Genomic DNA, 21782 nt, shown 5'->3' with positions numbered 1-21782 from the left:
TGTGAAATGCGTGCTGATCACTAACGAGTCATGGCGATTGAAACGGCTTCTGCCACTTTAATGCCATCCACCGCCGCCGACAAAATCCCCCCCGCATAACCCGCGCCTTCGCCGCAAGGGTACAAGCCTTTGGTATTGATACTTTGCAGCGTGTCGTCGTCGCGTTTGATGCGGATGGGGCTGGAGGTGCGGGTTTCTACACCAGTCAATACGCCATCTGCAAGGTCAAACCCTGGCACCTGTTTGGCAAAGGCCGGAATCGCTTCGCGCATGGCGGTAATAGCGAATTCGGGCAGTGCGGTATCTAGATTGGTTAAATGGACGCCGGGGGTGTATGAAGGTTGTACTTCGCCGAATTGTGTGGAGGGCCGGTTAGCGAGAAAGTCGCCAATCAATTGGCCGGGGGCGGAATAGTTGCTGCCCCCCAGCACATAGGCCTGGCTTTCCAGCTGGCGCTGGAATTCGACGCCAGCCAGTGGGTGGCCTGGATAATCCACCTCTGGTGTGATGCCGACCACAATCCCGGCATTGGCATTGCGCTCGTTGCGGCTATATTGGCTCATGCCATTGGTAACCACACGGTTTGGCTCAGAGGTGGCGGCGACCACGGTGCCGCCTGGACACATGCAAAAGCTATACACACTGCGGCCATTTTGTGCGTGATGGACCAGCCTGTAATCCGCCGCGCCCAGTTTTTTAAGAATGTCATCGCTGTAACTTTTACCATAGCGGGCACGGTCTATCAGGCTTTGCGGGTGCTCAATCCTGAAGCCGATCGAGAACGGTTTGGCCTCCACATAAATGCCTTTTTCATGCACCATTTCAAAGGTGTCGCGCGCGCTATGGCCTACAGCGAGTACCACATGGTTGGTCGGGATAAATTCACCACTCTGTAGCGTAACGCCCTGCACCTGGTTGTTTTCGATGGCAATGTCGGTTACCCGGCTTTCAAAGCGAATCTCACCGCCCAGGCTGATGATGGTGTTACGCATTTCCTCCACCATGCCGACCAAGCGGAACGTCCCGATGTGAGGATGGCTGACGTAAAGAATTTCTTCTGGCGCCCCGGCATTAACGAATTCCTGCAAGACTTTGCGGCCGTAATGCTTGGGATCTTTGATCTGACTGTAGAGTTTGCCGTCTGAAAACGTGCCCGCACCGCCTTCGCCAAATTGCACATTGGACTCAGGGTTCAATGTGCGTTTGCGCCACAGCCCCCAGGTATCCTTGGTCCGTTTACGGACTTCTTTGCCACGTTCGAGCACAATCGGATTGAATCCAGCCTGGGCAAGGATAAGGGCGGCAAAAATACCCGCCGGTCCAAAGCCGATCACGACGGGTCGGTGGACGTTGACCGCTGCTTGACGCGCGACAAAATGGTAGCTGGTGTCGGGGGCTGGTTTGATGTGCGGGTCTTTTTTAAAGCGTGCCAATAGCTTGGCTTCGTTTTTGACTTCTACATCCAGGTTGTACACATAAAGAATTGCATGGGACTTGCGTGCATCCACGCCGCGTTTAAAGATTTCAAAGCGGATCAATTCGCTTTCGGGAATTTCAAGGCGCCTGAGTAATGCGGCCTTGATCTGGTCGTCTTGGTGTTTGAGCGTATCTGCAAGCTCAATTGGGAGTTTAATTTCTGTGATTCTGAGCATAATGGGATAGTGGTTATCTATCAAAAGGCTATTTTATTATACTTGGCAAGGCTTTATCATGAATCAGTTGGCAATTTTCCCTAAAAAAACTGTGAAATTGTGACGATATCAATGGTGTATGTTTAACTACAAGCAACGAATACTTATCCCATTAATCATTGCGGCTGCATTGTTGTGCATCTCAATGGGGGGGCTGTTTGTTGCCATGTATCAGCTGGTCGATTACTCCGAGCAGAAAGATTTGGTCGATAGGCAGCGCTATCAGGTGGTGGCGCTGAGCAAGGCGATCACGAATGCCGAGAATGGGCAGCGCGGTTATTTACTCACCGGGCATACCCTGTTCCTGGATGCGTTGGAGCAAGGGCAAGCTGAAGCCATGAAGGAAATTTCGTTATTGGAACATGACCTGAATAAGTCTTCGGCTGCCCACCCTTTGCTTTCTAAAATTAAGCAGCTGGTGCAACAAAAATTTACTGCCATGGATAAAAGTGTGCAGGTGCAAATGCATGCTGGTGAATATGCGCCCCACCTTTCATTAAGCAGAGACCGCGGGCGTGAATTGATGAAACTGATTGATGGACATCTGGCCCAGATTGATGAGCAGTTGATGATTCAACGCCAGGGGTTTGAACAAGCGATCCGTAACCGCATCCTCGCGTCGGTGACAGTGGCGATTATTTTAAGTATTGTCATTATCAGCGTCCTGGTATTTTCTTATCGTAGTACCACCCTGCTGCTGGAGCAGGTGATGGAAAATCAGGCCGTGGCGAAACAACTCAGTCACCAGGCGGATCACGATTTGCTGACTGGCCTGCCAAATCGCCGTAGCGTGAATATGTATCTGGAAAATACCTACGATATGGCCAGGATAGGCTCCAAGCAATTTGCCGTTTTTTTTATGGATTTGGATGGATTCAAGCGGGTGAATGATGCCTATGGGCATGATGTGGGGGATGCCTTGCTGATTGAAGTGGCGAATATGTTTAAAAAAGTACTCAGGCAATCAGATTTTCTGGCGCGCCAGGGTGGCGATGAGTTTGTGCTGGTGGTAAGTCATTATTTATATCGCCTGGAGTTGACGCAATTGGCCCAGCGCCTGATTCATTTGTTTACGCAACCTGTGGTGGTGCGCGGGATACCGCTGGAAATAGGGGTGAGTATTGGCATTGCAGAATTTCCACACCATGGCAAAAACGTGAAGCAGTTATTACATGTGGCGGATAAAGCCATGTATGACTCTAAGAAAAATGGCAAGAACCGCTATAGCTTTGGCGCCTAAGCTACCCTTAGGTGATTTAGCTGCAGCTTGATTTAGGCGTCAGGCTGCAATTGGCGCATTTTTTTGAGCAGGGCGACTGTGACCGGCTTTTTAGTGGTCAATGACCATTTATCCAGTGCCTCCAATACGGCCATCAGCGTAGGCAAATCCCGGCGTAAATAGCGTAAGCAGTAGGCGATCACCTCTTCGGGTAACTTCATGCCACGTTCGTTGGCATGTGCGCGCAGGGCTTCGGCTTTCTCACTGTCACTCAAGGGATGTAACTGATAGACCAAACCCCACGCCAGCCGGGTTGCGAGGTCATCGCGCAAGCCCATTTGTGTAGGTGCATGGCTGCCAGCCGTCACCAGGATGCCGCCCTCAGCCTTGATCTGGTTAAAGGTGTCAAACAAGATAATTTGTGACTCCTCATCCAGCAGGTGCACATCATCGGCAATGTGCGCCCCCAACGCTTGCGCAGCGAGTAATAAATGGCTTTTGCCGCTGCCAGCTTCACCCCACAGGTAAATAAAACGAGTCGGCGCTTGTCCGTCCAGCACGGCATGCAGGCTAGCCAGTACTTCTTGATTTTGCCCGGGGATAAAGTTGTCGAAGCCGGGCGCAGCCGGCGGCTGGATATTCAGTAGCAGTTGTTTCACAGCAAGTCTATCGTCCGGGCTTACTCATCCAGGGTCTGGATCAGGTTGGGTTCACTATTCAGGTAGGTCTCACTACGCAAATAGCTTTGTTTAGTATGGCGTAGGCCCACGGCAATCGCGGCGCTCACAGGCAAAGCCAGCAATACGCCGGCAAACCCAAACAGTTGCCCGCCTGCCATTAATGCCAGGATAACGATGACTGGATGCAAACCGATGCGGTCCCCCACCAGGATCGGTGTGAGTAAAAAGCTTTCTACAAATTGGCCAACGCCAAACACCAGCAACACCGGGAAGACTTCTGGTAGCGAGGCAAACTGTAACAGGGCGAGCAAGACTGCCATCACAAAAGCCAGGGCAAAGCCCAGGTAAGGGACAAAGCTCAATAAGCCGGCAATCATCCCGATAGACAGCGCCATATCCAGCCCGACCAACCACAAGCCTACACTGTAAAACACGCAGAGCGAGAGCATGACTGAGAGTTGGCCGCGCAAGAATTCTGCCACCACGCTGTCTATGTCCTTGCAAATGGTTTTCACACGGCCTATCCAGTTGCGCGGAATCAGGTTCCCCGTTTCGGCCACCATATCGTCCCAGTCACGCAGAAAGTAAAACAGCACCACAGGTAACAGGCAAATATTGGCAAACATGCCGATCAGGTTAAGGCCTTTTTGTCCGGCACTCAGTAATACGCTTCCCAGCATGCTGCCTGCGGTTTGCCAGTGCTCACTGATCAACTTTTGCACCACATTGCTGTCAATGTCCAGGTGTATGCCAAACCGGGCGCGCAGCCAGGGTTCAACCTGCTGGTGAAAATGGTCGAGCAAGACTGGCAAGCGTTGGGCGATCAATAGGGATTGTTGTTGTAATAGCGGGATCAAGATGAGCAGTAAACCGATCACGGCCAGGATCACACCTGTCATCACCAGTAAGGTGGCAACTGTGCGGCCAAACTTCCAGCGGCCTATGCCTGCCTCACTTAATTTATCTACCATGGGGTCTAGCATGTAGGCAATCACCGCAGCGGCCAAAAAAGGCGTGAGGATGGGCTCCAGCAGGTAAAACAGGTAGATGAAAATGCCGGTCACAATCCACCAGCGGTGGTCACTGACAAACTGGGTGGCAATAGACTTGTGATGGTCGTGGTCAGACATGGGTAGAGACACATCCGCGAATCCGGCATAGGTCGAACTGGCAAGATGCGTTAAAATAATGATTATTTTAAAATTATACTGAATTTCGACGCCGTCTCACGCTTTGTTGCAAACATCTGCACATAAGCTGCAGCGCGCCGCACAATTAATTGCATTGAAAGAAACGAGAGTATCTTGACGACTTCTTCTGATAAAACTTCTATTACCTACCGTGATGCCGGCGTAGACATTGAGGCAGGGGACGCCCTGGTTGAGCAAATCAAGCCTTTTGCCAAGCGCACGTTGCGCCCGGAAGTGATGGGGGGCATTGGTGGTTTTGGCTCATTGTTTGCCATGCCTAAAAAATTCAAGGAACCTGTCCTGGTTTCTGGCACGGATGGGGTGGGCACCAAACTCAAGTTGGCGTTTCAGTTGAACAAGCATGACACCGTGGGCATAGACCTGGTGGCCATGAGTGTGAATGATATTCTGGTGCAAGGTGCCGAGCCTTTGTTTTTCCTGGATTATTTTGCCTGTGGCAAGCTGGAAGTGGAGACTGCGGCAGCGGTGATCAAAGGCATTGCGCAAGGCTGTGAAGAGTCTGGTTGCGCGCTGGTGGGTGGCGAAACGGCTGAAATGCCTGGCATGTATCCAGCAGGTGAATATGACCTGGCCGGGTTTGCTGTCGGTTGTGTAGACAAGGCCAATATTATCGATGGCTCTACGATTCAAGCCGGCGATGTCGTGCTTGGACTGGCTTCCAGCGGTGCCCATTCAAACGGTTACTCGTTGATCCGCAAACTGATTGAAAAATCAGGCATTGATATGGAGTCTGATTTCCATGGCCGCAAGTTCAAAGACGTGGTGATGGCGCCGACTAAATTGTATGTGAAGTCTATTCTCAAGTTGCTGGAAACTTTGCCAGTCAAAGGCATGGCCCATATTACTGGCGGGGGCATCACCGAAAATATTCCGCGCGTTCTACCGGCCGGCTTGACCGCTGAAGTGCAGAAATCCAGCTGGACGTTGCCGCCGTTGTTCCAGTGGTTGCAAGCGCAAGGCAATATCGAACCGCTTGAAATGTACCGCACCTTTAACTGCGGCATTGGTATGGCTGTGATTGTTGCTGCAGAGCACGCTGAGCAAGCGCAAGCAGTGCTGGCATCCGCAGGCGAAACCGTTTACCGGATTGGCCAGATTCGTGCGCAGCAAGCGGGCGAAGCCCCAACCGTGGTGGTGTAATGCCAGTATTGAATCGCTTTTTCCCGCAGCTGGCCGTGATTGTTGCACTCGCAGGCTTACTGCTGGCGCCGTCATTGTGGGCGGCCCCCAAGCAGCTGACGGTGACTTACGATCTGCTGCAGCAAGGCGTGAGTATTGGCACCATCAAGGATCAGCTCTCTGTTTCGGGGGTGCGTTATGAGATTCACTCGCTGGCAGAAGGTAAAGGCATTTATAAACTGATGGGTGAGCGCACACTCTCCAGCCAAGGCCAGGTGATTTCAAATAATTTACGTCCTGCCCATTTTGAGTCGCGTCAATCCAAACACCCCAATAAAGCCTTGATCAGTGAATTTGATTGGGCCAAAAAAGCCCTGAACATGCAAATCAAGGACGAGCAGGAAACGGTGCCTCTGCCAAAAAATGAGCAGGCCAAGTCTGTGCAGGATTTGCTGAGCGTGATGTATTGCTGGATGTGGCAGGCGCCCAAGGGTAAACAAATCAGCCTGGATGTGGCCAATGGTAAAAAGCTGTCTTCCCATCGCTTTGTGGTCACGGAAGAAAAAACGCCATTGGTCACCGAAGCAGGAACCTTTAACGTGATCAAACTGGCCGATGCCGAGGGTGAAAAAACCTTATATTTGGCCAAGGATAAAGGCTATCTGCCAGTCAAACTGGTTGTGCAGGATGATGGTAAGCAGATGGAGCAAGTGATCACTAGCATCACCGGCCAGTGATACCCCCAATGCTGGGAACATAACTATGCCAGCTTTAGGATTGCGAGAAAGAATAAAACAGCATGTTTCGTGGCCGCTGTTTTTTGCTTTTTGTGTTTCCCTGCTGTTGCATTTGCTTGCATTGAGTGAAGTCGGTTGGCGTCAATGGTTACCTGCAGACACAGAAAAGCAACAGCTATTGCAGGCGCGATTGGTATTACCTGCCAAGAACCAGCCTATGCAGTCAAAAAAGGATGCACAACCACCGCGTTCAGCACCAGCTGTGCAAAAGCGGGTTTCTCCGCGATTGCCTCCGGAGACGAGTGCTGAGTCAGCAGTTGCTGTTGAAAACCCGATGCCTGATTCTTCTGGTGAAGCATCCACGGCGGAGGCCAGCCCGTACGGCCAGGAGGTGGGGACGGTCCCAGAAGCCGAGGCCCTGGCAGAGCAAATCGCTGAATGGCACGCCAACGACCACCCTGAGGCCACCGAGGATGAGCGGCCGGCCCCGCCTTACCATCATGTGGTGACTGAGTATGCCGTGTATGTGAATGGCGAAGGGCGCCCGGCTGGTAGCGCCAGTATTGAGTATTTACGCGAAACCGCCGACAGTTATTCCTTGCGCTGGCTGGTCGAGGGTAAAGGCTTGTTGAAGTTGCTATACCCTTCGCTTGAACAGCAAAGCCGGGGCGAGGTGGGGCTGGCCGGGCTTAAACCGCATTATTACCGGTATGCCTTTGGTAATCGTGAAAGCAAGACCTATGAGGCGACTTTTAACTGGGATATTGGCGAATTAATCCTCAAAACCAGCAAAGGCGAGCAAAAGCGCGAGTTGCCTGCCAATACGCAGGATATTTTGAGCTTTATGTACCAATTTATGTTTGTGCCGCCGCTACAAGAGATGCGGGTGACATTAACCAATGGCCGCAGGCTGGGCGAGTACGAATACGTATTCGAAGGTGAGGAAACGCTGGAGATCGCCGAGCAATCTATCCCTACCCTGCATATTGCACACACCCGCGGGGATACGGATGAAAAAGTAGAATTATGGCTGGCTAGCGGCTATCGCTATCTACCAGTCAAAATCAAGAAACTTGAGAAAAACGGCATGGTGATTGAGCAAGTTGCCACGCGGTTGATCGCCGAATAATGCAAATATTGCAACTGTTGTAAGTATTGAAAGACTCTGATGAACCAATCTCTGATGCGCCAGACGGCGATGCTGTTAAACGACCTGCTGAAGTTTGAAAGTCCGGCTGATGCTAAACTTGGCGAATTTTTCCGTCAGCACCGCGAGCTGGGCACCAAAGACCGCGCCTGGGTAGCTGAAACTGCCTACGGCGTCCTGCGCCGATACCGTTATTTGCGTGAGGTCAGTGTCAGCGAACCAGAAGAGCAGGAAGATACACGCAAACTGATTATTGCCTGGCTACTTAAAGTAGAAGGCAAAAGCATCCGTGACTTGGATGAGATGCTTGACGAGCGGCAAAAAGAGTGGGCTGTCACCATCAAAGCCAAAAACAGTGAAGGCTTTGCGCCGGCCGTGCTGGCTGATGTGCGAGACTGGTTCTGGCACAAGCTGGTAGAACAATATGGTGAGGCGGAGGCCATGACTATCTGCCGTAGCATGTTTGAGCAAGCCAGTCTGGATTTGCGCGTCAACACCATTAAGGCTAGCCGTGAAGAAGTGCTGGCCCGCATGCTGGCTGAAAACACCGTTAAAGATAATGTGATCACGCCAACGCCGTACTCACCCGTCGGTATCCGCATGGGCGCTCGGTTAAACATCGGCAAACATATCCTGTTTACCGAAGGCAAAATTGAGGTACAAGATGAAGGCAGCCAGTTGCTCAGCTACCTGGTTGCCCCCAAGCGCGGCCAGATGGTGGCCGACTTGTGCGCCGGTGCAGGCGGAAAAACCCTGGCCCTGGGCGCACTGATGAAAAATACCGGCCGGCTCTATGCCTTTGATGTTTCGGAAAAACGCTTGAATAATCTGGGTCAACGCCTCAAACGCAGCGGCTTATCCAATCTGCAAGCGCAACTGATTAACAACGAAAATGACCTCAAACTCAAACGCCTCAACGGCAAGTTTGACCGAGTGCTGGTCGACGCCCCTTGTAGCGGTCTCGGCACCCTGCGCCGTAACCCGGATTTAAAATGGCGTCAGGCTGAAGAAGATGTGGCTGAGCTCAATGTCAAGCAAACCAATATCCTTGCCCGCGCCGCTAAGCTCTGCAAGGCGGGTGGCCGCGTAGTGTATGCCACATGTAGTTTGCTCCGTGACGAGAATGAAGCCATCGCCGAAGCCTTTCTTGCTGCACACCCTGACTTCAAACTCATCCCTGCCAATGAAGTTTTAGCTCAGCAAAATATTGCGATGGATACAGGTGACTATCTGAAATTATTGCCGCATCTGCATGGTACGGATGGCTTCTTTGCGGCGGTATTTGAAAAAACTGCTTAAACATGCCATGACAGGCAGCTTCGGCTGCTTTTTTCTTGTTTTGGCGCATATGATTAGCCTTAGGTAAATTGATGAGTAAGCTTGGACTGAACGGACAAATTCTGCTGGCTGTATTGATGGCCGTGACCTTTGGTTTACTTGTGCAGGGGCGTCCGCCTGAGCATGCCTTATATGCGGCCGGGCTGATAGGAACGTTATTTATCGATTTATTGAAAATGGTAATGATTCCGCTGGTATTCTGCGCCATCGTGACTGGCATCGCCAATTTACGCCGGCATCGTCAGGTCACGGTGGTTTGGAAAACCACCTTACTGTTTTTTGCGACCACGACTGTCATCGCGGTAACGATAGGCTTGACTGCCAGCCAGCTATTTAAGCCGGGGGCAGGATTACATCTCGAGATGTTTTCCCATGCCATGCAGCAGTTTGAATCCAGGCAGATGAGCCTTCTCGAGTTCTTCACACAGTTTTTGCATGGGGTTTTTATGAATCCATTCAAGGCACTCGCCGAGGGCAATATTCTGGCGATTGTGTCTTATGCTGTGTGTTTGGGGATTGCGCTGGTGATGGGCGCTGAGCGGTATCCACAATTGCTGGCCTTGTTTGAAGAGGGGATGGGCGTATGCATGCAAATGATCAGCTGGATCATGCGGCTGGCCCCTTGGGGGATTGCTGCCCTCTTATTCAAGCTGGTCGCAACGCAGGATTTAAGCCTGTTTGCCTCTTTGACCAAGTTTATGCTGGTGGTCACGGGTACGACGGTGTTTCATGGCATGGTTGTTTTGCCACTGCTGCTCTTTTTGTGGACGGGTAAGCATCCGCTGTGGTTTTTGCGACAAGCCAGGGAGGCATTATTAACCGCTTTTGCGACCAGTTCCAGCAATGCCACCATGCCGGTGACTTTGCGTTGCACCACGCAAAATATGCAGGTGAAGCCTGAAATCGCAGGTTTTGTCGTGCCACTCGGCGCGACTATGAATATGGATGGCACCGCTTTGTACGAAGCTGCTGCAGCGCTGTTTGTCGCGCAGCTGGCAGGCATTGATTTGTCGCTGGGGCAACAATTGGTGGTATGCCTGACGACCATGATCGCTGCCATGGGGGCGCCTGGCATTCCGAGTGCTGGGATGGTGACCATGGTGATGGTGTTGCAAAGTGTAGGATTACCGGCTGAGGCGATCGCTATTTTGTTGCCAATAGATCGGTTGCTGGATACCGTACGCACGGCCGTCAATGTGGAAGGCGATATGATAGGTAGTTTGGTGGTGCAGCACCGCATTGAACAAATAGCGTAACAACAATAGCATGACTGAATTAATCATTAGACCTGCGCAAGGGCAGGAAGCCGCTGCAATTGCGGCACTGGTCAACCGTGCTTATCGCGGCGAAAGCAGCCGGGCGGGATGGACCACTGAGGCGGATTTACTCGATGGCAAGCGTACCACTGCTGAAGAGGTAATGGCTTTGCTCGCACGGGATGATATCCAGATACTGACTGGTTGGGTCGCTTCGCAATTGATGGTGACGCTTTGTGCAGAGCGGCATGGATCGCATCACTCGGTGCATCAATCCGTGCAACAAGCGGTCCATTTGGGCATGATTGCAGTTGAGCCAACGCAGCAGAACCGCGGATATGGTAAAAAAATCATTCTGGCGGCTGAGCAATGGGCGCTTGCGCATTGGCAGGCCAGTGTTAGCCAGATGGCCGTCGTCAGTTTGCGGCGGGAGTTAATTGCGTTCTATCAGCGGCTAGGCTATCAGCCCACTGGTGAAGTGAGGCCGTTTCCATATCAGCCAGCGATGTGGCAGGCCAAGGTTGAGAATATGCAATTGCTCACCTTGCAAAAGCCGCTGGGCGTGAATTGAGTCTGATGTGGTAATCACCAGGTACAAGCTGTGCGGGCCATAGAGCACAATATGCTTGACCAAGCTTTCTTATCCACGTAAATTGCATAACCCTATGAACAAGCAATTCTTCTCAACTATTTTGTTGGCAATGCACCGAAAGGCATTGTGGCTGGTCGCCACATCGTGCCGCGGTTGCTGCTTGTCGTAAATCTCATGCAACCGCGGGCTCTCCGCGGTTGATCTGTTGTTCCTCCCTCCCGGCGAGCCCTTTTGTTTAGGGCACATATGAAAGACGCGACACACCCCTATTACGGTGCCATGTTGGTACTGTTATCCTCCGTGGCCTTTTCGTCAAAAGCGATTATGGTCAAGCTGGCCTATGCCTATCATGTTGATGCAGCGACCTTGATCGCCTTGCGGATGGCGTTTGCCATTCCTTTCTTCGCTGCACTAGGCTGGTGGGCCATGCGCCAAGGCACGCCTGTGCATATGGTGCGCCACGATTGGTTGAAGCTGGCACTGTTAGCGATGGCTGGTGGGTATGGGTCGATGTGGCTTAATTTTGAAGGCTTGCGTTATGTCTCTGCCGGGCTGGAACGAGTCATTTTATTCCTCTACCCAACCTTGGTCGTTGTGATGAGTGCGATTTTTCTTAAACACCAGATTACCCGGCGTGAGTGGTTTGCCATGGTGACCAGCTATGCAGGTGTCGTGCTGGTGGTCTGGCATGATGTCGCGCTGGCGGGACTCGATTCTGCAGACACCTTGTATGGCGCCGGGCTGGTATTACTGAGTGCGATTGTCTATGCCGGTTATTTGCTAGTGAGCGGGCAGCTGATTCCCAAGCTGGGGGCCAGCCGCTTCACTGCGTTGACCATGGGGCTGGCCGCGCTCGCTAGCGCTACACATTTTGCCTGCAATGGTTCGTACGAAAAGGTGGCCTCATTCCCGCAGGCCGTTTACGGGTTGGCTTTGCTGATGGCGCTGGTGGCGACTGTACTGCCTTCGGTGTTGATGAATCTGGGTATTCAGCAACTAGGGAGCCGAAAAGTCTCGCTGATTAGCGCGATAGGTCCGGTTTCTACCATTTTGCTGGCTTACCTGTTTTTGGGTGAGCATATTTCTTGGATACAGGGGCTGGGCACCCTGCTGGTGCTGGCTGGAGTGATGGCGGTGAGCCTGGATAAGGCTACGAAGGCTTAAGCATTCGTAGAGAGGCGCTGCCAGTCAAAAAACGGGCCGGGGTCGGTTTTACGCCCCGGTGCGATATCCGCGTGGCCAACAATATGCTCGATGGGATAGCGGTGTTGTAGCGCCTTGACCAAGGCTTGCAAGGTGACATATTGCGCATCTTCAAACGCCTCAATATCACAGCCTTCGAGTTCGATGCCGATTGAAAAGTCGTTGCATCGTTCGCGGCCTTGCCATTGTGAAACGCCAGCATGCCAGGCCCGCTGCGCGCAACTCACATACTGCAATAGCTCACCGGTACGGCGGATCAAAAAATGTGAAGACACTCTGAGCTGCGCAATTTCTGCATAGTAAGGGTGTTCGTCTGCATTGAGCCGGTTAGTGAATAATTGGGTAATGCCTTCGCCGCCATACTGTTGGGGAGGCAGGCTGATATTGTGGATCACGATCATGTCGATGACTGCATGCTCAGGCCGGTCGTCCTGATTGGGGGAGGTAATAATGCGGGCATGACTGGCAAAGCCAGCATGATCAATTTCTATCATGGGTGACAAATGACGTGACATGCGAACATTGTAGGTGAATTTGGCCGAATTGCGTTATGATTTCGCCCGCGTGCACTCCTTTGGCATGCACATGCGGACCTGGCGGTGGGCGCATGCAAGACTGACGACCGCCAGACAGGGACAGGTATGGTTTTTTTACAATTATTGCTGATGCTGGTGCTGATTTTGGTAGCTGCAGAGGTGTTTACCAATGCGCTGGAACATTTGGGTGAGCGCCTGGGCATTTCTGAAGGCGTGACCGGCTCTATTTTTGCGGCGGTAGGTACCGCCTTGCCAGAGACGCTGGTGCCATTGCTGGCGATTTTTTCTTATACATCTTCGACTGGCGACAGCCATGCTGGCAATGATATCGGGGTCGGGGCCATTCTAGGTGCGCCCTTGATGCTGGCGACGTTATCCATCAGCTTGATGGCTTTTTCAGTATTAAAGCGTCGCGGCGCACACGGTCATATCCGTCCCGAGCGTACCGGCCTGATCCGTGATCTGAATTTCTTTATCCTGGCGTTTATCTTTGCCACGGTAGCGATGTTTATTCCACACACTATCCCCATGGTGCGTTATGGGATCAGTATCCTGATGATCCTGATCTATTTTGTGTATGTGCTGATGACCATCAAGGCGTCTAAAGGCCTGGTAGAGGAGGGGCATGCGACCGAGGCCGAGGATGTCATGATGCTGTCCAGAGTCGGCTTGCCAACCAATATGCTGACCATTTTGCTGCAATTGGTCCTTGGCCTGGCATTGCTCATCGTCGGTGCCAAAGGCTTCATTAATGAAGTGGAAACTGCCGCTGCTATTTTGGGCGTCTCAGCCTTGCTGCTGTCATTGCTTATTATCCCAATTGCCACCGAGCTGCCAGAAAAAGTGAACAGTATTTTGTGGATACGCAAAGGCAAAGACACGCTGGCGTTTGGCAATATTACTGGCGCCATGGTGTTTCAAGGCACGTTGTTACCTGCCATTGGCATTATGCTGACTGACTGGTCGCCACGGCAAGAAGTCGCGCTCGGCATCATCATCACTTTGCTGGCGGCCATCTGGGTGCGTTACCGCATTGCCAAGGGTGGCTTGCTGGTATGGCACCTGCTTGTCAACGGCCTGTTCTATCTGGCCTATCTGGCGATTGTATTAAGTTAAACTTGGCTTGATGAAAAAGGCGACCACCCGGTCGCCTTTTTGTTTTACTCTTCGTCGCCGTCTGCGTCGTCCAGATCCGCGTCTTGCTCTTTAGACAACCCAAGCTTGGATAAGCGGTAACGCAAAGTGCGGAAGCTGATACCCAGTAACTTGGCTGCGGCGGTTTTATTGTTATTGGTTTTTTCCAGCGCCTGCAAAATTGTGCGTTTTTCAATATCTTCGAGATAGTCAGACAGGCTCACATCCATAGGCAACATCGTCGTATTAGCTGCTGAGATGGCAGGCGGCGTGACTACGTCCAGGGGTTTCGTGCTCGGTGCGGCCGGGTGCTCAATGACAGGGGCATTCCAGGGGATAACAGGCCGGTCGCTGAGTTGTGCAGGGAGGTCATCCAGTGATAAATCTTCTACGGTAATGGTCTGGCCATCACAGAGCGCCAAAGCACGCTCCAGCATGTTCTCCAATTCACGGACATTGCCATGAAAAGGCAGCTGCTGGATAAACACCTTGGCATCATCGGCAATTGCCGGGATATCTATGCCTTGGGTCTGGCACAGCTTAACCAGTAACCGTTCGGTCAATTCGGGGATGTCTTCCGGACGTTCACGCAAGGCAGGCATCTTGAGCTGAATCACATTAAGCCGGTAATACAAGTCTTGCCGGAACTCGCCTTTTTCCATCATGGCGTTGAGGTTTTTGTGCGTGGCAGAAATGATGCGCACATCCACGGCCTCTTCTATGGTACTGCCCACCACACGGACTTTTTTCTCCTGAATTGCGCGCAACAGTTTCACCTGCATGGCCAGCGGCAGGTCTGCTACCTCATCCAGAAATAAGGTGCCGCCACTGGCCGCTTGAAACAGGCCTTGCGTATCCTGCACAGCGCCGGTAAACGCGCCTTTTTTATAACCAAAGAATTCACTTTCCATCAGGTTCTCGGGGATGGCGCCGCAGTTGACTGCCACAAATGCCTGGTCTTTGCGGGCGCTATTCTGGTGAATCAAGCGTGCGGCCAGTTCTTTACCACTGCCTGATTCACCACTGATGTAGACTGGCGCCTGACTACGTGCCAGCTTGGCAATCATGGTCCTGACATAGCTCATGGCCGCTGACGCACCAATTAAATCGACGGTGTTGACTCCTTGCGATTCTTTTTGTGAGGAAAGCTTGAGGGCGGATTCGACCAATGGCCGCAACTGTTTGAGTGAGATCGGTTTGGTGATGTAGTCATAGGCCCCGGCTTTGAGGGCAGAGACCGCATTTTCAGCGCTACCATAAGCTGTAATGACGGCGACCGGCAACCCAGGGAATTGGGCATTGATATGCTGTACCAATTCCAGGCCCAAGCCGTCCGGCAGGCGCATATCAGTCAGGCACAGGTCATAACTGAAAGACTGCAGCATATGTTTAGCATCCGTGACGGTGCTGGCGCTCTCGGCTTGTATGCCCATGCGCTCCAGTGTCAGGACGACCAGTTCGCGAATATCGGTTTCGTCATCGACTACCAGACAACGATAAGTGTTTGCCATTTAAACAATTGCCTTTTTAACTGTCAGTGAAAATTGGGTGCCACCTGCACCCGTGGTATAACTTAACTTTGCGCCATTGGCTTCCGCCAGTTCACGGGCGATAAATAATCCCAGGCCAGTGCCGGTTTTCTCTGTGGTCATAAACGGTTCAAACAAGTGCGGTTGGATTTTTGGGTCCACACCCTCGCCATCGTCTTTCACCAGCAGGTGAATAAACTGCCCGCTTTTATCGCTGACCACTTTCAGTTGCAGGCTTTGTGCCTGCTGCTGGCTGTGCCGCCATCCATTTTTACATAAATTCCATAAAATCTGGTTGATGTGCCGACGATCAAAAATAATGCCGGTCTCTGCCTCTGGCAGACTCAGGGTAAAATCGCCCAGCGCAATTTTTTCTACCGCACAAAACTGCTGATAAAACTCCAGCACAAAGGGATTGAGATTTAATTTTTCCTGATTGGTGCGGTCCCGCCGGTTTAACTCCAGTACATCCTTGATGATCTGGTCCAGCCGCTGCACGTTATCAGAAATAATTTGCAGCATGCGCTGCGTCCCCGGCTGTTGCGAGTCCTCCTGCATCAATTGCGTCGCATGGCTGATGGCACTGAGTGGATTGCGGATTTCGTGCGCAATATTCGCCGTTAGCCGCCCCAGCGCCGCCAGTTTTACCTGATGGGCCTGGGTTTGTATTTGAGACCAGTCTTCAATAAAGATCACCACGCCATTGTCTGCACTCTCTGAAATAGCATGAAAGCGGATGCCGAGATCGCGGTTGTTGATGCTGAGTTTGGTCGCATCTGGCGCGGCCAGCTTGGCCGAGGAGGTGGTGCGCAATAATTGCATGATCGCCGGAATCAGTTGTTCTACCGGGGTGGATAATTCGAGCGCTGCCAGCATTTGCGACTCCTCCAATCCCAGTAGTTTGCAAGCTTGCAAGTTGTAGTGCTTGAGTTGCTGGTGTTGGTCTATCACCAACACGCCGTTGGGCATTTCTTGTGTAATCAGGGCATTGGTTTTGGCTAACTGTTCGATATCACGTCCACGCTGGCTGGCCAGTTTTTCACTGCTTTGCATCCGTGCAGTCAGCGTTTGTGCAAGCCAGGCGGTGGCAAAGCAGCTCAGCGATAAGAGCACTGCATTGCTGTAATCATTCATGGGCACATTGCGGTTTAACAGCTGAAAGGTGTTTTCGAGCAAAATGCCTATGGTTGCGATTGCGGCATAAAACAGGGCAAAGCGCCCGTCACTGATCAATCCGGCAAAAATGATGTTGATGATGAGCAACAATCCAATCGCACTCTGGTTGCCAGGGAGAAAATGCAACATGAGTACGATAAAGATGATATCCAGGCTGGTCTGGATCTTAACCGCCAGCCCTTGTTTGCATTGTAGCGATTCAAAACTGACGCTGACGGCGATGGCATATAAAAAGAACAGCAATAGCGCCCAGAAAGTCAGTGAAGGTTCTGCCGGCGCATTGCGGAAGAATGGCCACAATTGGCTGCCGAACAGCATGCCGGATGCCCCCAGCCTGAACAGGGTATACAAACGCAAATGCTGGATGTCAGGGGTTCTTTCCATCGGGCTTATCATCATATGCGGGCAGGTGTAGCGGCTGCTTGCCGATGGGCAGCGTGTACTCCCTGGCACTTTACTGGACAAGTCATAAACATTATTTTTTAATTGTGAGTATGGATCGTGTGCTTTTGCAAGGTGGCTTGCGGCCGTGATTACTGGGCAATAGGCAGGCTTATTCTAACAGTAATTAAATTCAAAACTGATATACTCACTGCGAATGGGGAGATAAAAACCGTGCACATTTGTTTGAAGACGGAAAAACACTCACAACAATGTCGCAAACATGGCACCTTAGTCAGTGTGAAACGCTGACGATTGCGGGAATGGGAATTTGTAGTGGCGAGTGCACAAGAATTAGCAGATTTTTTACGCCAAGTTGAAAAGCGGGCCTTCCGGCAAACGGCGTATGCCGTCCGGGATGACCATGCCGCATTGGATATTGTGCAAGATGCCATGATGAAACTGGCTGAGAAGTACGCCAGCAAGCCGATTGAAGAGTATCCCTTGCTGTTTCAGCGTATTTTGCAAAATACCATGCGCGATTACTGGCGGCGGCAAAAAGTACGTAATTTGTGGACCAGCTTGTTTTCATCACTCGGCTCACAAGAAGACGAAGACTATGATCCACTTGAAACGATAGCAGTTGAGAACCAGGAGGGCGATCCGGCCGAACAGCTGGAGCGCTCACAAGTCATGCGGCTGATTGAAAAAGCACTGACAAAGTTACCGGCACGTCAACGGGAAGCCTTCGTGCTGCGTTATTGGGAAGAATTAGACGTTGCGGAAACAGCGTCGGTGATGGGATGTTCAGAAGGAAGTGTCAAAACGCACTGCTCTAGAGCAGTCAGTGCGTTATCAATGTTAATGGAGCAGGCCGGCATTGGTCGACGGAAACTGCCAAACAAGGAGTAAGCGATGAGGATACAACGTCACACGGATGATGACTTGCCCACCCCTCTGCGCGAAGGGTTGCAGGCACTCAAGCAAGATGACCGCCCGCTGTCTTTAGAAGTACAAGACAGGTTGGCGAAGGCGCGTCAGGCCGCTTTAGAACAACACGCTGTTGCGCATCGGGGCCGTTCTGTTTGGTCGGATGTTTTGTCATGGGCTGCATGGGGGCATCCGCGCGTCGCCGGGATGGCCGCATTTTCTATATTTTTTGCGGTGGGCTTGATGTTTATTTCTAATAGCCAAAATGATGATGCGCTGTTGTTAAGTGATGATATGCCAGTAGAGGCTTTTGTTGATAACGGGTTTCCTGCCTGGCAGTATTCAGAAGATATTTAATGTGGTGTGCTCAGTGGATTTGAGTGCCTAATGATACAAATTGCATTCATGGAATAACGAGAAATGATACGAAATCATTCTGTATGGATAGGGTGGATGATCTGTGTCGGCGCTTTGCTGCCAGACCTTGCATTGGGAGGCGCTGCATCGGTTGATGTGGCGAGCCCGCGCTTGGTGGCGATGGCAGATATTGGTGCGATCAAAAATGATCTGGCGCCGACGGATCCGGCTGCCAATGTGACTTGGGCGCAGTTGACCGAGCCGCAGAAAGCCGTATTGGCACCATTAGCTAGTGAGTGGGATAGTTTGCGGCCCTGGCAGCGTGAAAAGATGCTTGATATCGCGAAAGAGTATCCGAAGATGGATGCACAAAAGCAGCAGCGCATACAGCATCAACTGGTCAAGTGGAGCCGCATGACGCCATATGAGCGTGAGAACGCGCGCAAGCGGTATCAGCAGTTTCAAAGCTTAAGTCCTGAGAAAAAAGAAGCCTTGCGCAAACAGTGGCAACAGCACAAGCAAAAATCTGCCATCAGCGAAGGCTATGATCCTGAGTTTGATGGCGCTGAGCATTAATTTACACAAAAAGAAAAGCCCGCATCCGCGGGCTTTTCTTTTTGTTTGAATCAGGTCTTAACGATTAATTAGCATCTTCATTCAGCGATTTGCTCATGGATAGCCCGGTAAGCACAATGCCTGAGTTTTCGTTTTGTGAGGACAGTGTGCTGTAGTTGTGCTCCATCCACTTCTTAATCCGTTTAGCATCGCCGATTCTGGTCAGCTTACCTACTGAGTCCAGCAGAACCATGATCAAAGGCTCCCCTGCAATGGTTGCCTGCATCACCAGGCAGCGGCCTGCTTCACTGATATAACCTGTTTTGGACAGGCCAATTTCCCAGCTGCTATTCGAGCTGTCACGAACCAATGCATTGGTATTGTGAAAGTGTATTGGCTGGCGTCTGTGATTAACGTACAAGTCGTAATCAGAGGTGGTGGTAATCTGGCGTATTAATGGATACTGGTAGGCCGCATGCACCATTTTTGCCAAGTCCATGGCGGTAGAGACATTATTGCTGGTGAGGCCGGTGGAATCTTCAAAATGCGTATTCATCATGCCCAGGCTGGCCGCTTTTGCGTTCATCTCTTGGATAAAGCGTGCCTTTCCACCAGGGTAGTTGGTGGCCAGCGCAGAAGCTGCGCGGTTTTCAGAAGCAATCAATGCCAGATTCAACAAGTCGGCACGTGTCATGATCGTGCCGACGGGTAAGCGTGAAGAAGTGCCCTTCAGGTAGTCCACATCCATTTCAGTGATGGATACTTCTTCATTCAGGTTCAATTTCGCATCCAGCACGACCATGGCCGTCATCAGTTTAGTGACTGATGCAATCGGTGTTGGGGTATCCAGGTTTTTAGAGTAGATGATCTCGTGCGTATTCTGGTTCATCACCAGTGCTTTGGTGGAGGCGATAGACAAATTGCCATTATTGAGCGATTTGCCCTGGAAAGAATCGAACATCTCGGCATCGACCGTCGGTCTCGCGGCTTTTCTTGCATGGGTATGCAATTTGACCGGGCGCATGCCTTTGGTTTTTTCCTGGTTTACGCGGTATTGCGAAGAGACGCGCGCACTATTTTTTTTACTGTTGCTCGCCGAAACACTTTGTTTCTTGGAGGATGATTTGGCAATGGCTTGACCCGCAGGCGCAAAAGCAATTGAACACATTAGCAAAACTTTAAAACAGTGCTTGTAAAAACTCATAATCAACCTTCCTGAAACCCGACTCATTATTGCCCAGTAATTATTCAGCGTCAATCACTTATCGTAATTTTTTCGTGTGAAAAGTTAAGCAATTTATTGGCCTGTCTGAATAAGTTTTGGTGCGTTGTGCAGACTATGGCACAATAATTATCTACTAAACTTTTGATTTTTAAATTCTATGTCAGCAGGCTTGAAATACTTCTTTTCCAAAGACCACACCTGGGCAGCGCAAACCGAGGATGGTTTTTGGTTGGTAGGCATTACTGATTACGCCCAGAACATGCTGGGGGATGTGGTGTTTGTGGATCCGCCTAAAGTTGGGCAGTCTGTTGAGCAAGGGGCTGTGTGCGGCCTGATTGAATCTGTAAAAACCGGCTCTGACCTCTATGCGCCCTTAACTGGGGTCGTGGAAATAGTCAATGAGCAGGCTGTGTCTTCCCCTGAGCGCATCAACGATCATCCTTATGATACCTGGTTGTTCAAACTCAGTGCGAATGCCACCGGCATGGAGGCGTTGCTGGACCAGGCTGCTTATGAGTCCCAGCTTTCGTGAGTGGGAGATTTAGTCGGCTTGTTTGATCCTGAGCGGTGGCTTGGACGCTGCGAGCTCCGCCGGGGAAATTGCCGCTACTTTCAAAGAATCCGAAGCTTGATTCAGCGACAACCGCTGATGGTGGATATTTAAATCCCGGCTTGCCAGGCCAAGAAAAAATAGGGCGATTAGCATCAGCGGCATTTTCAATGGTAGTGAATGCATGGCGGGTTCCTTAAAGTCTTTTTAATTCAAATACATCGCGCTGCTTTTTATGAATTGCAACGCGAATCGGGTATAATTTGTTTTTGTTCATTTTTTAAGCAAGTTATCTTTCCGGGTGATGTTCACAAATGCCTATCTACGATTTTCAATGTACCGCCTGTGGTTACCAGCAAGAATTGATGCGTAAGGTCTCTGCGCCTGCAGTGGAGGCTTGTCCGCAATGTCAGCAGCAAACCTTTAGCAAGCAAGTTTCGGCGCCCAATTTTCAGCTGACCGGCAGTGGCTGGTATGCCACCGATTTTAAAAATAACGCGTCCACAAAAAGCAGTTTCACGACAGACACTGCAAGCAGTGCAGAGACTGCCAAGTGCTCACCAGGCTGCGCCTGCCACTAAAAAGACAAGCATGAAAAAATACTTTATTACAGGATTGTTAGTACTGGTCCCACTGTTCATTACGGTGTGGGTGCTTAAAACTTTAGTGCAAACGCTAGACCAGAGCCTGTTGCTCTTACCCGTTGCCTGGCGGCCAGAAGCCTGGCTGGGCGTAGATATTCCGGGGTTTGGCGTCATCCTGACGGTGGGGATTATTCTGGCGACCGGCCTGGTAGCAACCAATATTTTTGGCCAACAATTGATTGTGTTATGGGAGGGCTTGCTGGTTAGGGTGCCGGTGGTCAAGTCTATTTATTCCAGCGTCAAGCAAGTGTCAGACACCTTGTTCTCTGACTCTGGTAATGCCTTTCGCCAGGCGTTGCTGATTCAGTATCCGCGCCAGGGCGTCTGGACCATCGCCTTCTTGACCGGGACGCCAGGCGGTGATGTGAGTAACCACTTGCCGGGCGAATATGTGAGTGTCTACGTGCCTACCACGCCTAATCCCACCTCGGGTTTCTTTTTAATGCTACCCAAGGCGGACGTGATTGAACTGGATATGAGTGTGGATCAGGCCTTGAAATACATCATCAGCATGGGTACAGTGGCGCCCTTGCCTAAACAACATTAACCGCAACACCACTTTAACTTTATAC

23 protein-coding genes are annotated in these 21782 nt (G+C 51.2%); 15 read left to right on the top strand and 8 right to left on the bottom strand.

Features of this window, described 5'->3' with window-relative positions; all coding sequences use genetic code 11:
• Positions 1 to 20 precede the first annotated feature (20 nt).
• The gene (locus tag ACIDF8_RS12585; protein ID WP_412010963.1) at positions 21 to 1652 is read right to left on the bottom strand and encodes an NAD(P)/FAD-dependent oxidoreductase; all 1632 of its coding nucleotides are present in this window, start codon (positions 1650 to 1652) and stop codon (positions 21 to 23) included.
• Between the two features lie 118 nt (positions 1653 to 1770).
• Here ACIDF8_RS12585 and ACIDF8_RS12580 point away from each other — a divergent pair, with 118 nt between their 5' ends.
• Positions 1771 to 2931 (top strand): diguanylate cyclase domain-containing protein, encoded by a 1161-nt coding sequence (locus ACIDF8_RS12580; RefSeq protein WP_412010962.1) that lies wholly within the window; start codon positions 1771 to 1773, stop codon positions 2929 to 2931.
• 32 nt (positions 2932 to 2963) lie between these two features.
• Here the strand turns inward: ACIDF8_RS12580 and ACIDF8_RS12575 are convergent, their stop codons facing one another.
• On the bottom strand, positions 2964 to 3569 hold the full coding sequence (locus tag ACIDF8_RS12575) for an HdaA/DnaA family protein (protein WP_412010961.1): 606 nt from the start codon (positions 3567 to 3569) through the stop codon (positions 2964 to 2966).
• A 20-nt stretch (positions 3570 to 3589) separates the two neighbouring features.
• The gene (locus tag ACIDF8_RS12570) at positions 3590 to 4720 is read right to left on the bottom strand and encodes an AI-2E family transporter (RefSeq protein ID WP_412010960.1); all 1131 of its coding nucleotides are present in this window, start codon (positions 4718 to 4720) and stop codon (positions 3590 to 3592) included.
• A gap of 174 nt (positions 4721 to 4894) precedes the next feature.
• On the opposite strand from ACIDF8_RS12570, the gene purM reads away from it, so the two are divergent.
• From purM to ACIDF8_RS12535, 7 genes are all read left to right on the top strand, one after another.
• Positions 4895 to 5941 (top strand): phosphoribosylformylglycinamidine cyclo-ligase, encoded by a 1047-nt coding sequence (purM, locus tag ACIDF8_RS12565; protein ID WP_412010959.1) that lies wholly within the window; start codon positions 4895 to 4897, stop codon positions 5939 to 5941.
• Positions 5941 to 6657 (top strand): DUF3108 domain-containing protein, encoded by a 717-nt coding sequence (locus ACIDF8_RS12560; protein WP_412010958.1) that lies wholly within the window; start codon positions 5941 to 5943, stop codon positions 6655 to 6657. The genes purM and ACIDF8_RS12560 overlap by 1 nt, the downstream gene beginning before the upstream one ends.
• A 25-nt stretch (positions 6658 to 6682) precedes the next feature.
• Positions 6683 to 7786 carry a DUF3108 domain-containing protein gene (locus ACIDF8_RS12555; protein WP_412010957.1) on the top strand — a complete coding sequence of 368 codons (1104 nt, stop codon included), beginning with the start codon at positions 6683 to 6685 and terminating at the stop codon, positions 7784 to 7786.
• A 39-nt stretch (positions 7787 to 7825) separates the two neighbouring features.
• A complete protein-coding gene (locus tag ACIDF8_RS12550) occupies positions 7826 to 9103 on the top strand; it encodes an RsmB/NOP family class I SAM-dependent RNA methyltransferase (RefSeq protein ID WP_412010956.1) in 1278 nt (425 codons plus the stop codon).
• A 71-nt stretch (positions 9104 to 9174) separates the two neighbouring features.
• Positions 9175 to 10398, top strand: a complete 1224-nt coding sequence (locus ACIDF8_RS12545; protein WP_412010955.1) for a dicarboxylate/amino acid:cation symporter — start codon at positions 9175 to 9177, stop codon at positions 10396 to 10398.
• Positions 10399 to 10408: 10 nt separating this feature from the next.
• The gene (locus tag ACIDF8_RS12540; RefSeq protein ID WP_412010954.1) at positions 10409 to 10969 is read left to right on the top strand and encodes a GNAT family N-acetyltransferase; all 561 of its coding nucleotides are present in this window, start codon (positions 10409 to 10411) and stop codon (positions 10967 to 10969) included.
• Positions 10970 to 11236: 267 nt separating this feature from the next.
• Positions 11237 to 12154: a DMT family transporter gene (locus tag ACIDF8_RS12535; RefSeq protein WP_412010953.1), complete on the top strand. Its 918-nt coding sequence runs from the start codon at positions 11237 to 11239 to the stop codon at positions 12152 to 12154.
• On the opposite strand, the gene ampD is transcribed toward ACIDF8_RS12535, so the two are convergent.
• Complete coding sequence (ampD, locus tag ACIDF8_RS12530; protein ID WP_412010952.1) at positions 12151 to 12708, bottom strand: 1,6-anhydro-N-acetylmuramyl-L-alanine amidase AmpD; 558 nt, start codon at positions 12706 to 12708, stop codon at positions 12151 to 12153. The two genes, ACIDF8_RS12535 and ampD, sit on opposite strands and share 4 nt — an antisense overlap.
• A 126-nt stretch (positions 12709 to 12834) precedes the next feature.
• On the opposite strand from ampD, the gene ACIDF8_RS12525 reads away from it, so the two are divergent.
• Entirely contained in the window at positions 12835 to 13845 is a 1011-nt protein-coding gene (locus ACIDF8_RS12525; RefSeq protein ID WP_412010951.1) for a sodium:calcium antiporter, read from the top strand.
• Positions 13846 to 13889: 44 nt separating this feature from the next.
• On the opposite strand, the gene ACIDF8_RS12520 is transcribed toward ACIDF8_RS12525, so the two are convergent.
• Positions 13890 to 15374, bottom strand: coding sequence for a sigma-54-dependent transcriptional regulator (locus ACIDF8_RS12520; RefSeq protein ID WP_412010950.1), 1485 nt, complete (start codon positions 15372 to 15374; stop codon positions 13890 to 13892).
• Positions 15375 to 16952: a two-component system sensor histidine kinase NtrB gene (locus ACIDF8_RS12515; RefSeq protein ID WP_412010949.1), complete on the bottom strand. Its 1578-nt coding sequence runs from the start codon at positions 16950 to 16952 to the stop codon at positions 15375 to 15377.
• Between the two features lie 333 nt (positions 16953 to 17285).
• On the opposite strand from ACIDF8_RS12515, the gene ACIDF8_RS12510 reads away from it, so the two are divergent.
• The 3 genes from ACIDF8_RS12510 (at position 17286) to ACIDF8_RS12500 (ending at position 18812) form a co-directional block, all read left to right on the top strand.
• Entirely contained in the window at positions 17286 to 17861 is a 576-nt protein-coding gene (locus tag ACIDF8_RS12510) for an RNA polymerase sigma factor (RefSeq protein WP_412010948.1), read from the top strand.
• A 3-nt stretch (positions 17862 to 17864) separates the two neighbouring features.
• On the top strand, positions 17865 to 18236 hold the full coding sequence (locus tag ACIDF8_RS12505; protein WP_412010947.1) for a DUF3619 family protein: 372 nt from the start codon (positions 17865 to 17867) through the stop codon (positions 18234 to 18236).
• A gap of 66 nt (positions 18237 to 18302) precedes the next feature.
• Positions 18303 to 18812: a DUF3106 domain-containing protein gene (locus ACIDF8_RS12500; RefSeq protein WP_412011045.1), complete on the top strand. Its 510-nt coding sequence runs from the start codon at positions 18303 to 18305 to the stop codon at positions 18810 to 18812.
• Positions 18813 to 18876: 64 nt separating this feature from the next.
• On the opposite strand, the gene pbpG is transcribed toward ACIDF8_RS12500, so the two are convergent.
• On the bottom strand, positions 18877 to 19959 hold the full coding sequence (pbpG, locus tag ACIDF8_RS12495) for a D-alanyl-D-alanine endopeptidase (protein ID WP_412010946.1): 1083 nt from the start codon (positions 19957 to 19959) through the stop codon (positions 18877 to 18879).
• 214 nt (positions 19960 to 20173) lie between these two features.
• On the opposite strand from pbpG, the gene ACIDF8_RS12490 reads away from it, so the two are divergent.
• Positions 20174 to 20548, top strand: coding sequence for a glycine cleavage system protein H (locus ACIDF8_RS12490; protein WP_412010945.1), 375 nt, complete (start codon positions 20174 to 20176; stop codon positions 20546 to 20548).
• A gap of 9 nt (positions 20549 to 20557) precedes the next feature.
• On the opposite strand, the gene ACIDF8_RS12485 is transcribed toward ACIDF8_RS12490, so the two are convergent.
• Positions 20558 to 20752, bottom strand: a complete 195-nt coding sequence (locus ACIDF8_RS12485; protein WP_412010944.1) for a hypothetical protein — start codon at positions 20750 to 20752, stop codon at positions 20558 to 20560.
• A 128-nt stretch (positions 20753 to 20880) separates the two neighbouring features.
• On the opposite strand from ACIDF8_RS12485, the gene ACIDF8_RS12480 reads away from it, so the two are divergent.
• Both ACIDF8_RS12480 and ACIDF8_RS12475 read left to right on the top strand, forming a co-directional pair.
• Positions 20881 to 21147: an FmdB family zinc ribbon protein gene (locus tag ACIDF8_RS12480; RefSeq protein WP_412010943.1), complete on the top strand. Its 267-nt coding sequence runs from the start codon at positions 20881 to 20883 to the stop codon at positions 21145 to 21147.
• A 10-nt stretch (positions 21148 to 21157) separates the two neighbouring features.
• The gene (locus ACIDF8_RS12475; RefSeq protein WP_412010942.1) at positions 21158 to 21757 is read left to right on the top strand and encodes a DUF502 domain-containing protein; all 600 of its coding nucleotides are present in this window, start codon (positions 21158 to 21160) and stop codon (positions 21755 to 21757) included.
• Positions 21758 to 21782: the final 25 nt, after the last annotated feature.

It is taken from the genome of Methylophilus sp. 3sh_L (genome assembly GCF_046766015.1).
GTDB lineage: Bacteria > Pseudomonadota > Gammaproteobacteria > Burkholderiales > Methylophilaceae > Methylophilus.
Note: the sequence above shows the minus strand (reverse complement) of the source record. Positions and strands in the feature narration are given on the sequence as shown.

Bases quoted from the DNA above. Each gene is read 5' to 3' on its own strand.
- ACIDF8_RS12505 (WP_412010947.1), top strand. From the start codon at position 17,865: ATGAGGATACAACGTCACACGGATGATGACTTGCCCACCCCTCTGCGC.
- ACIDF8_RS12540 (WP_412010954.1), top strand. From the start codon at position 10,409: ATGACTGAATTAATCATTAGACCTGCGCAAGGGCAGGAAGCCGCTGCA.
- ampD (WP_412010952.1), bottom strand. From the start codon at position 12,708: ATGTCACGTCATTTGTCACCCATGATAGAAATTGATCATGCTGGCTTT.
- ACIDF8_RS12570 (WP_412010960.1), bottom strand. From the start codon at position 4,720: ATGTCTGACCACGACCATCACAAGTCTATTGCCACCCAGTTTGTCAGT.
- pbpG (WP_412010946.1), bottom strand. From the start codon at position 19,959: ATGTGTTCAATTGCTTTTGCGCCTGCGGGTCAAGCCATTGCCAAATCA.
- ACIDF8_RS12545 (WP_412010955.1), top strand. From the start codon at position 9,175: ATGAGTAAGCTTGGACTGAACGGACAAATTCTGCTGGCTGTATTGATG.
- ACIDF8_RS12555 (WP_412010957.1), top strand. From the start codon at position 6,683: ATGCCAGCTTTAGGATTGCGAGAAAGAATAAAACAGCATGTTTCGTGG.
- ACIDF8_RS12475 (WP_412010942.1), top strand. From the start codon at position 21,158: ATGAAAAAATACTTTATTACAGGATTGTTAGTACTGGTCCCACTGTTC.
- ACIDF8_RS12560 (WP_412010958.1), top strand. From the start codon at position 5,941: ATGCCAGTATTGAATCGCTTTTTCCCGCAGCTGGCCGTGATTGTTGCA.
- ACIDF8_RS12490 (WP_412010945.1), top strand. From the start codon at position 20,174: ATGTCAGCAGGCTTGAAATACTTCTTTTCCAAAGACCACACCTGGGCA.
- ACIDF8_RS12585 (WP_412010963.1), bottom strand. From the start codon at position 1,652: ATGCTCAGAATCACAGAAATTAAACTCCCAATTGAGCTTGCAGATACG.
- ACIDF8_RS12515 (WP_412010949.1), bottom strand. From the start codon at position 16,952: ATGGAAAGAACCCCTGACATCCAGCATTTGCGTTTGTATACCCTGTTC.
- ACIDF8_RS12520 (WP_412010950.1), bottom strand. From the start codon at position 15,374: ATGGCAAACACTTATCGTTGTCTGGTAGTCGATGACGAAACCGATATT.
- ACIDF8_RS12485 (WP_412010944.1), bottom strand. From the start codon at position 20,752: ATGCATTCACTACCATTGAAAATGCCGCTGATGCTAATCGCCCTATTT.
- ACIDF8_RS12480 (WP_412010943.1), top strand. From the start codon at position 20,881: ATGCCTATCTACGATTTTCAATGTACCGCCTGTGGTTACCAGCAAGAA.
- ACIDF8_RS12525 (WP_412010951.1), top strand. From the start codon at position 12,835: ATGGTTTTTTTACAATTATTGCTGATGCTGGTGCTGATTTTGGTAGCT.
- ACIDF8_RS12535 (WP_412010953.1), top strand. From the start codon at position 11,237: ATGAAAGACGCGACACACCCCTATTACGGTGCCATGTTGGTACTGTTA.
- ACIDF8_RS12550 (WP_412010956.1), top strand. From the start codon at position 7,826: ATGAACCAATCTCTGATGCGCCAGACGGCGATGCTGTTAAACGACCTG.
- ACIDF8_RS12580 (WP_412010962.1), top strand. From the start codon at position 1,771: ATGTTTAACTACAAGCAACGAATACTTATCCCATTAATCATTGCGGCT.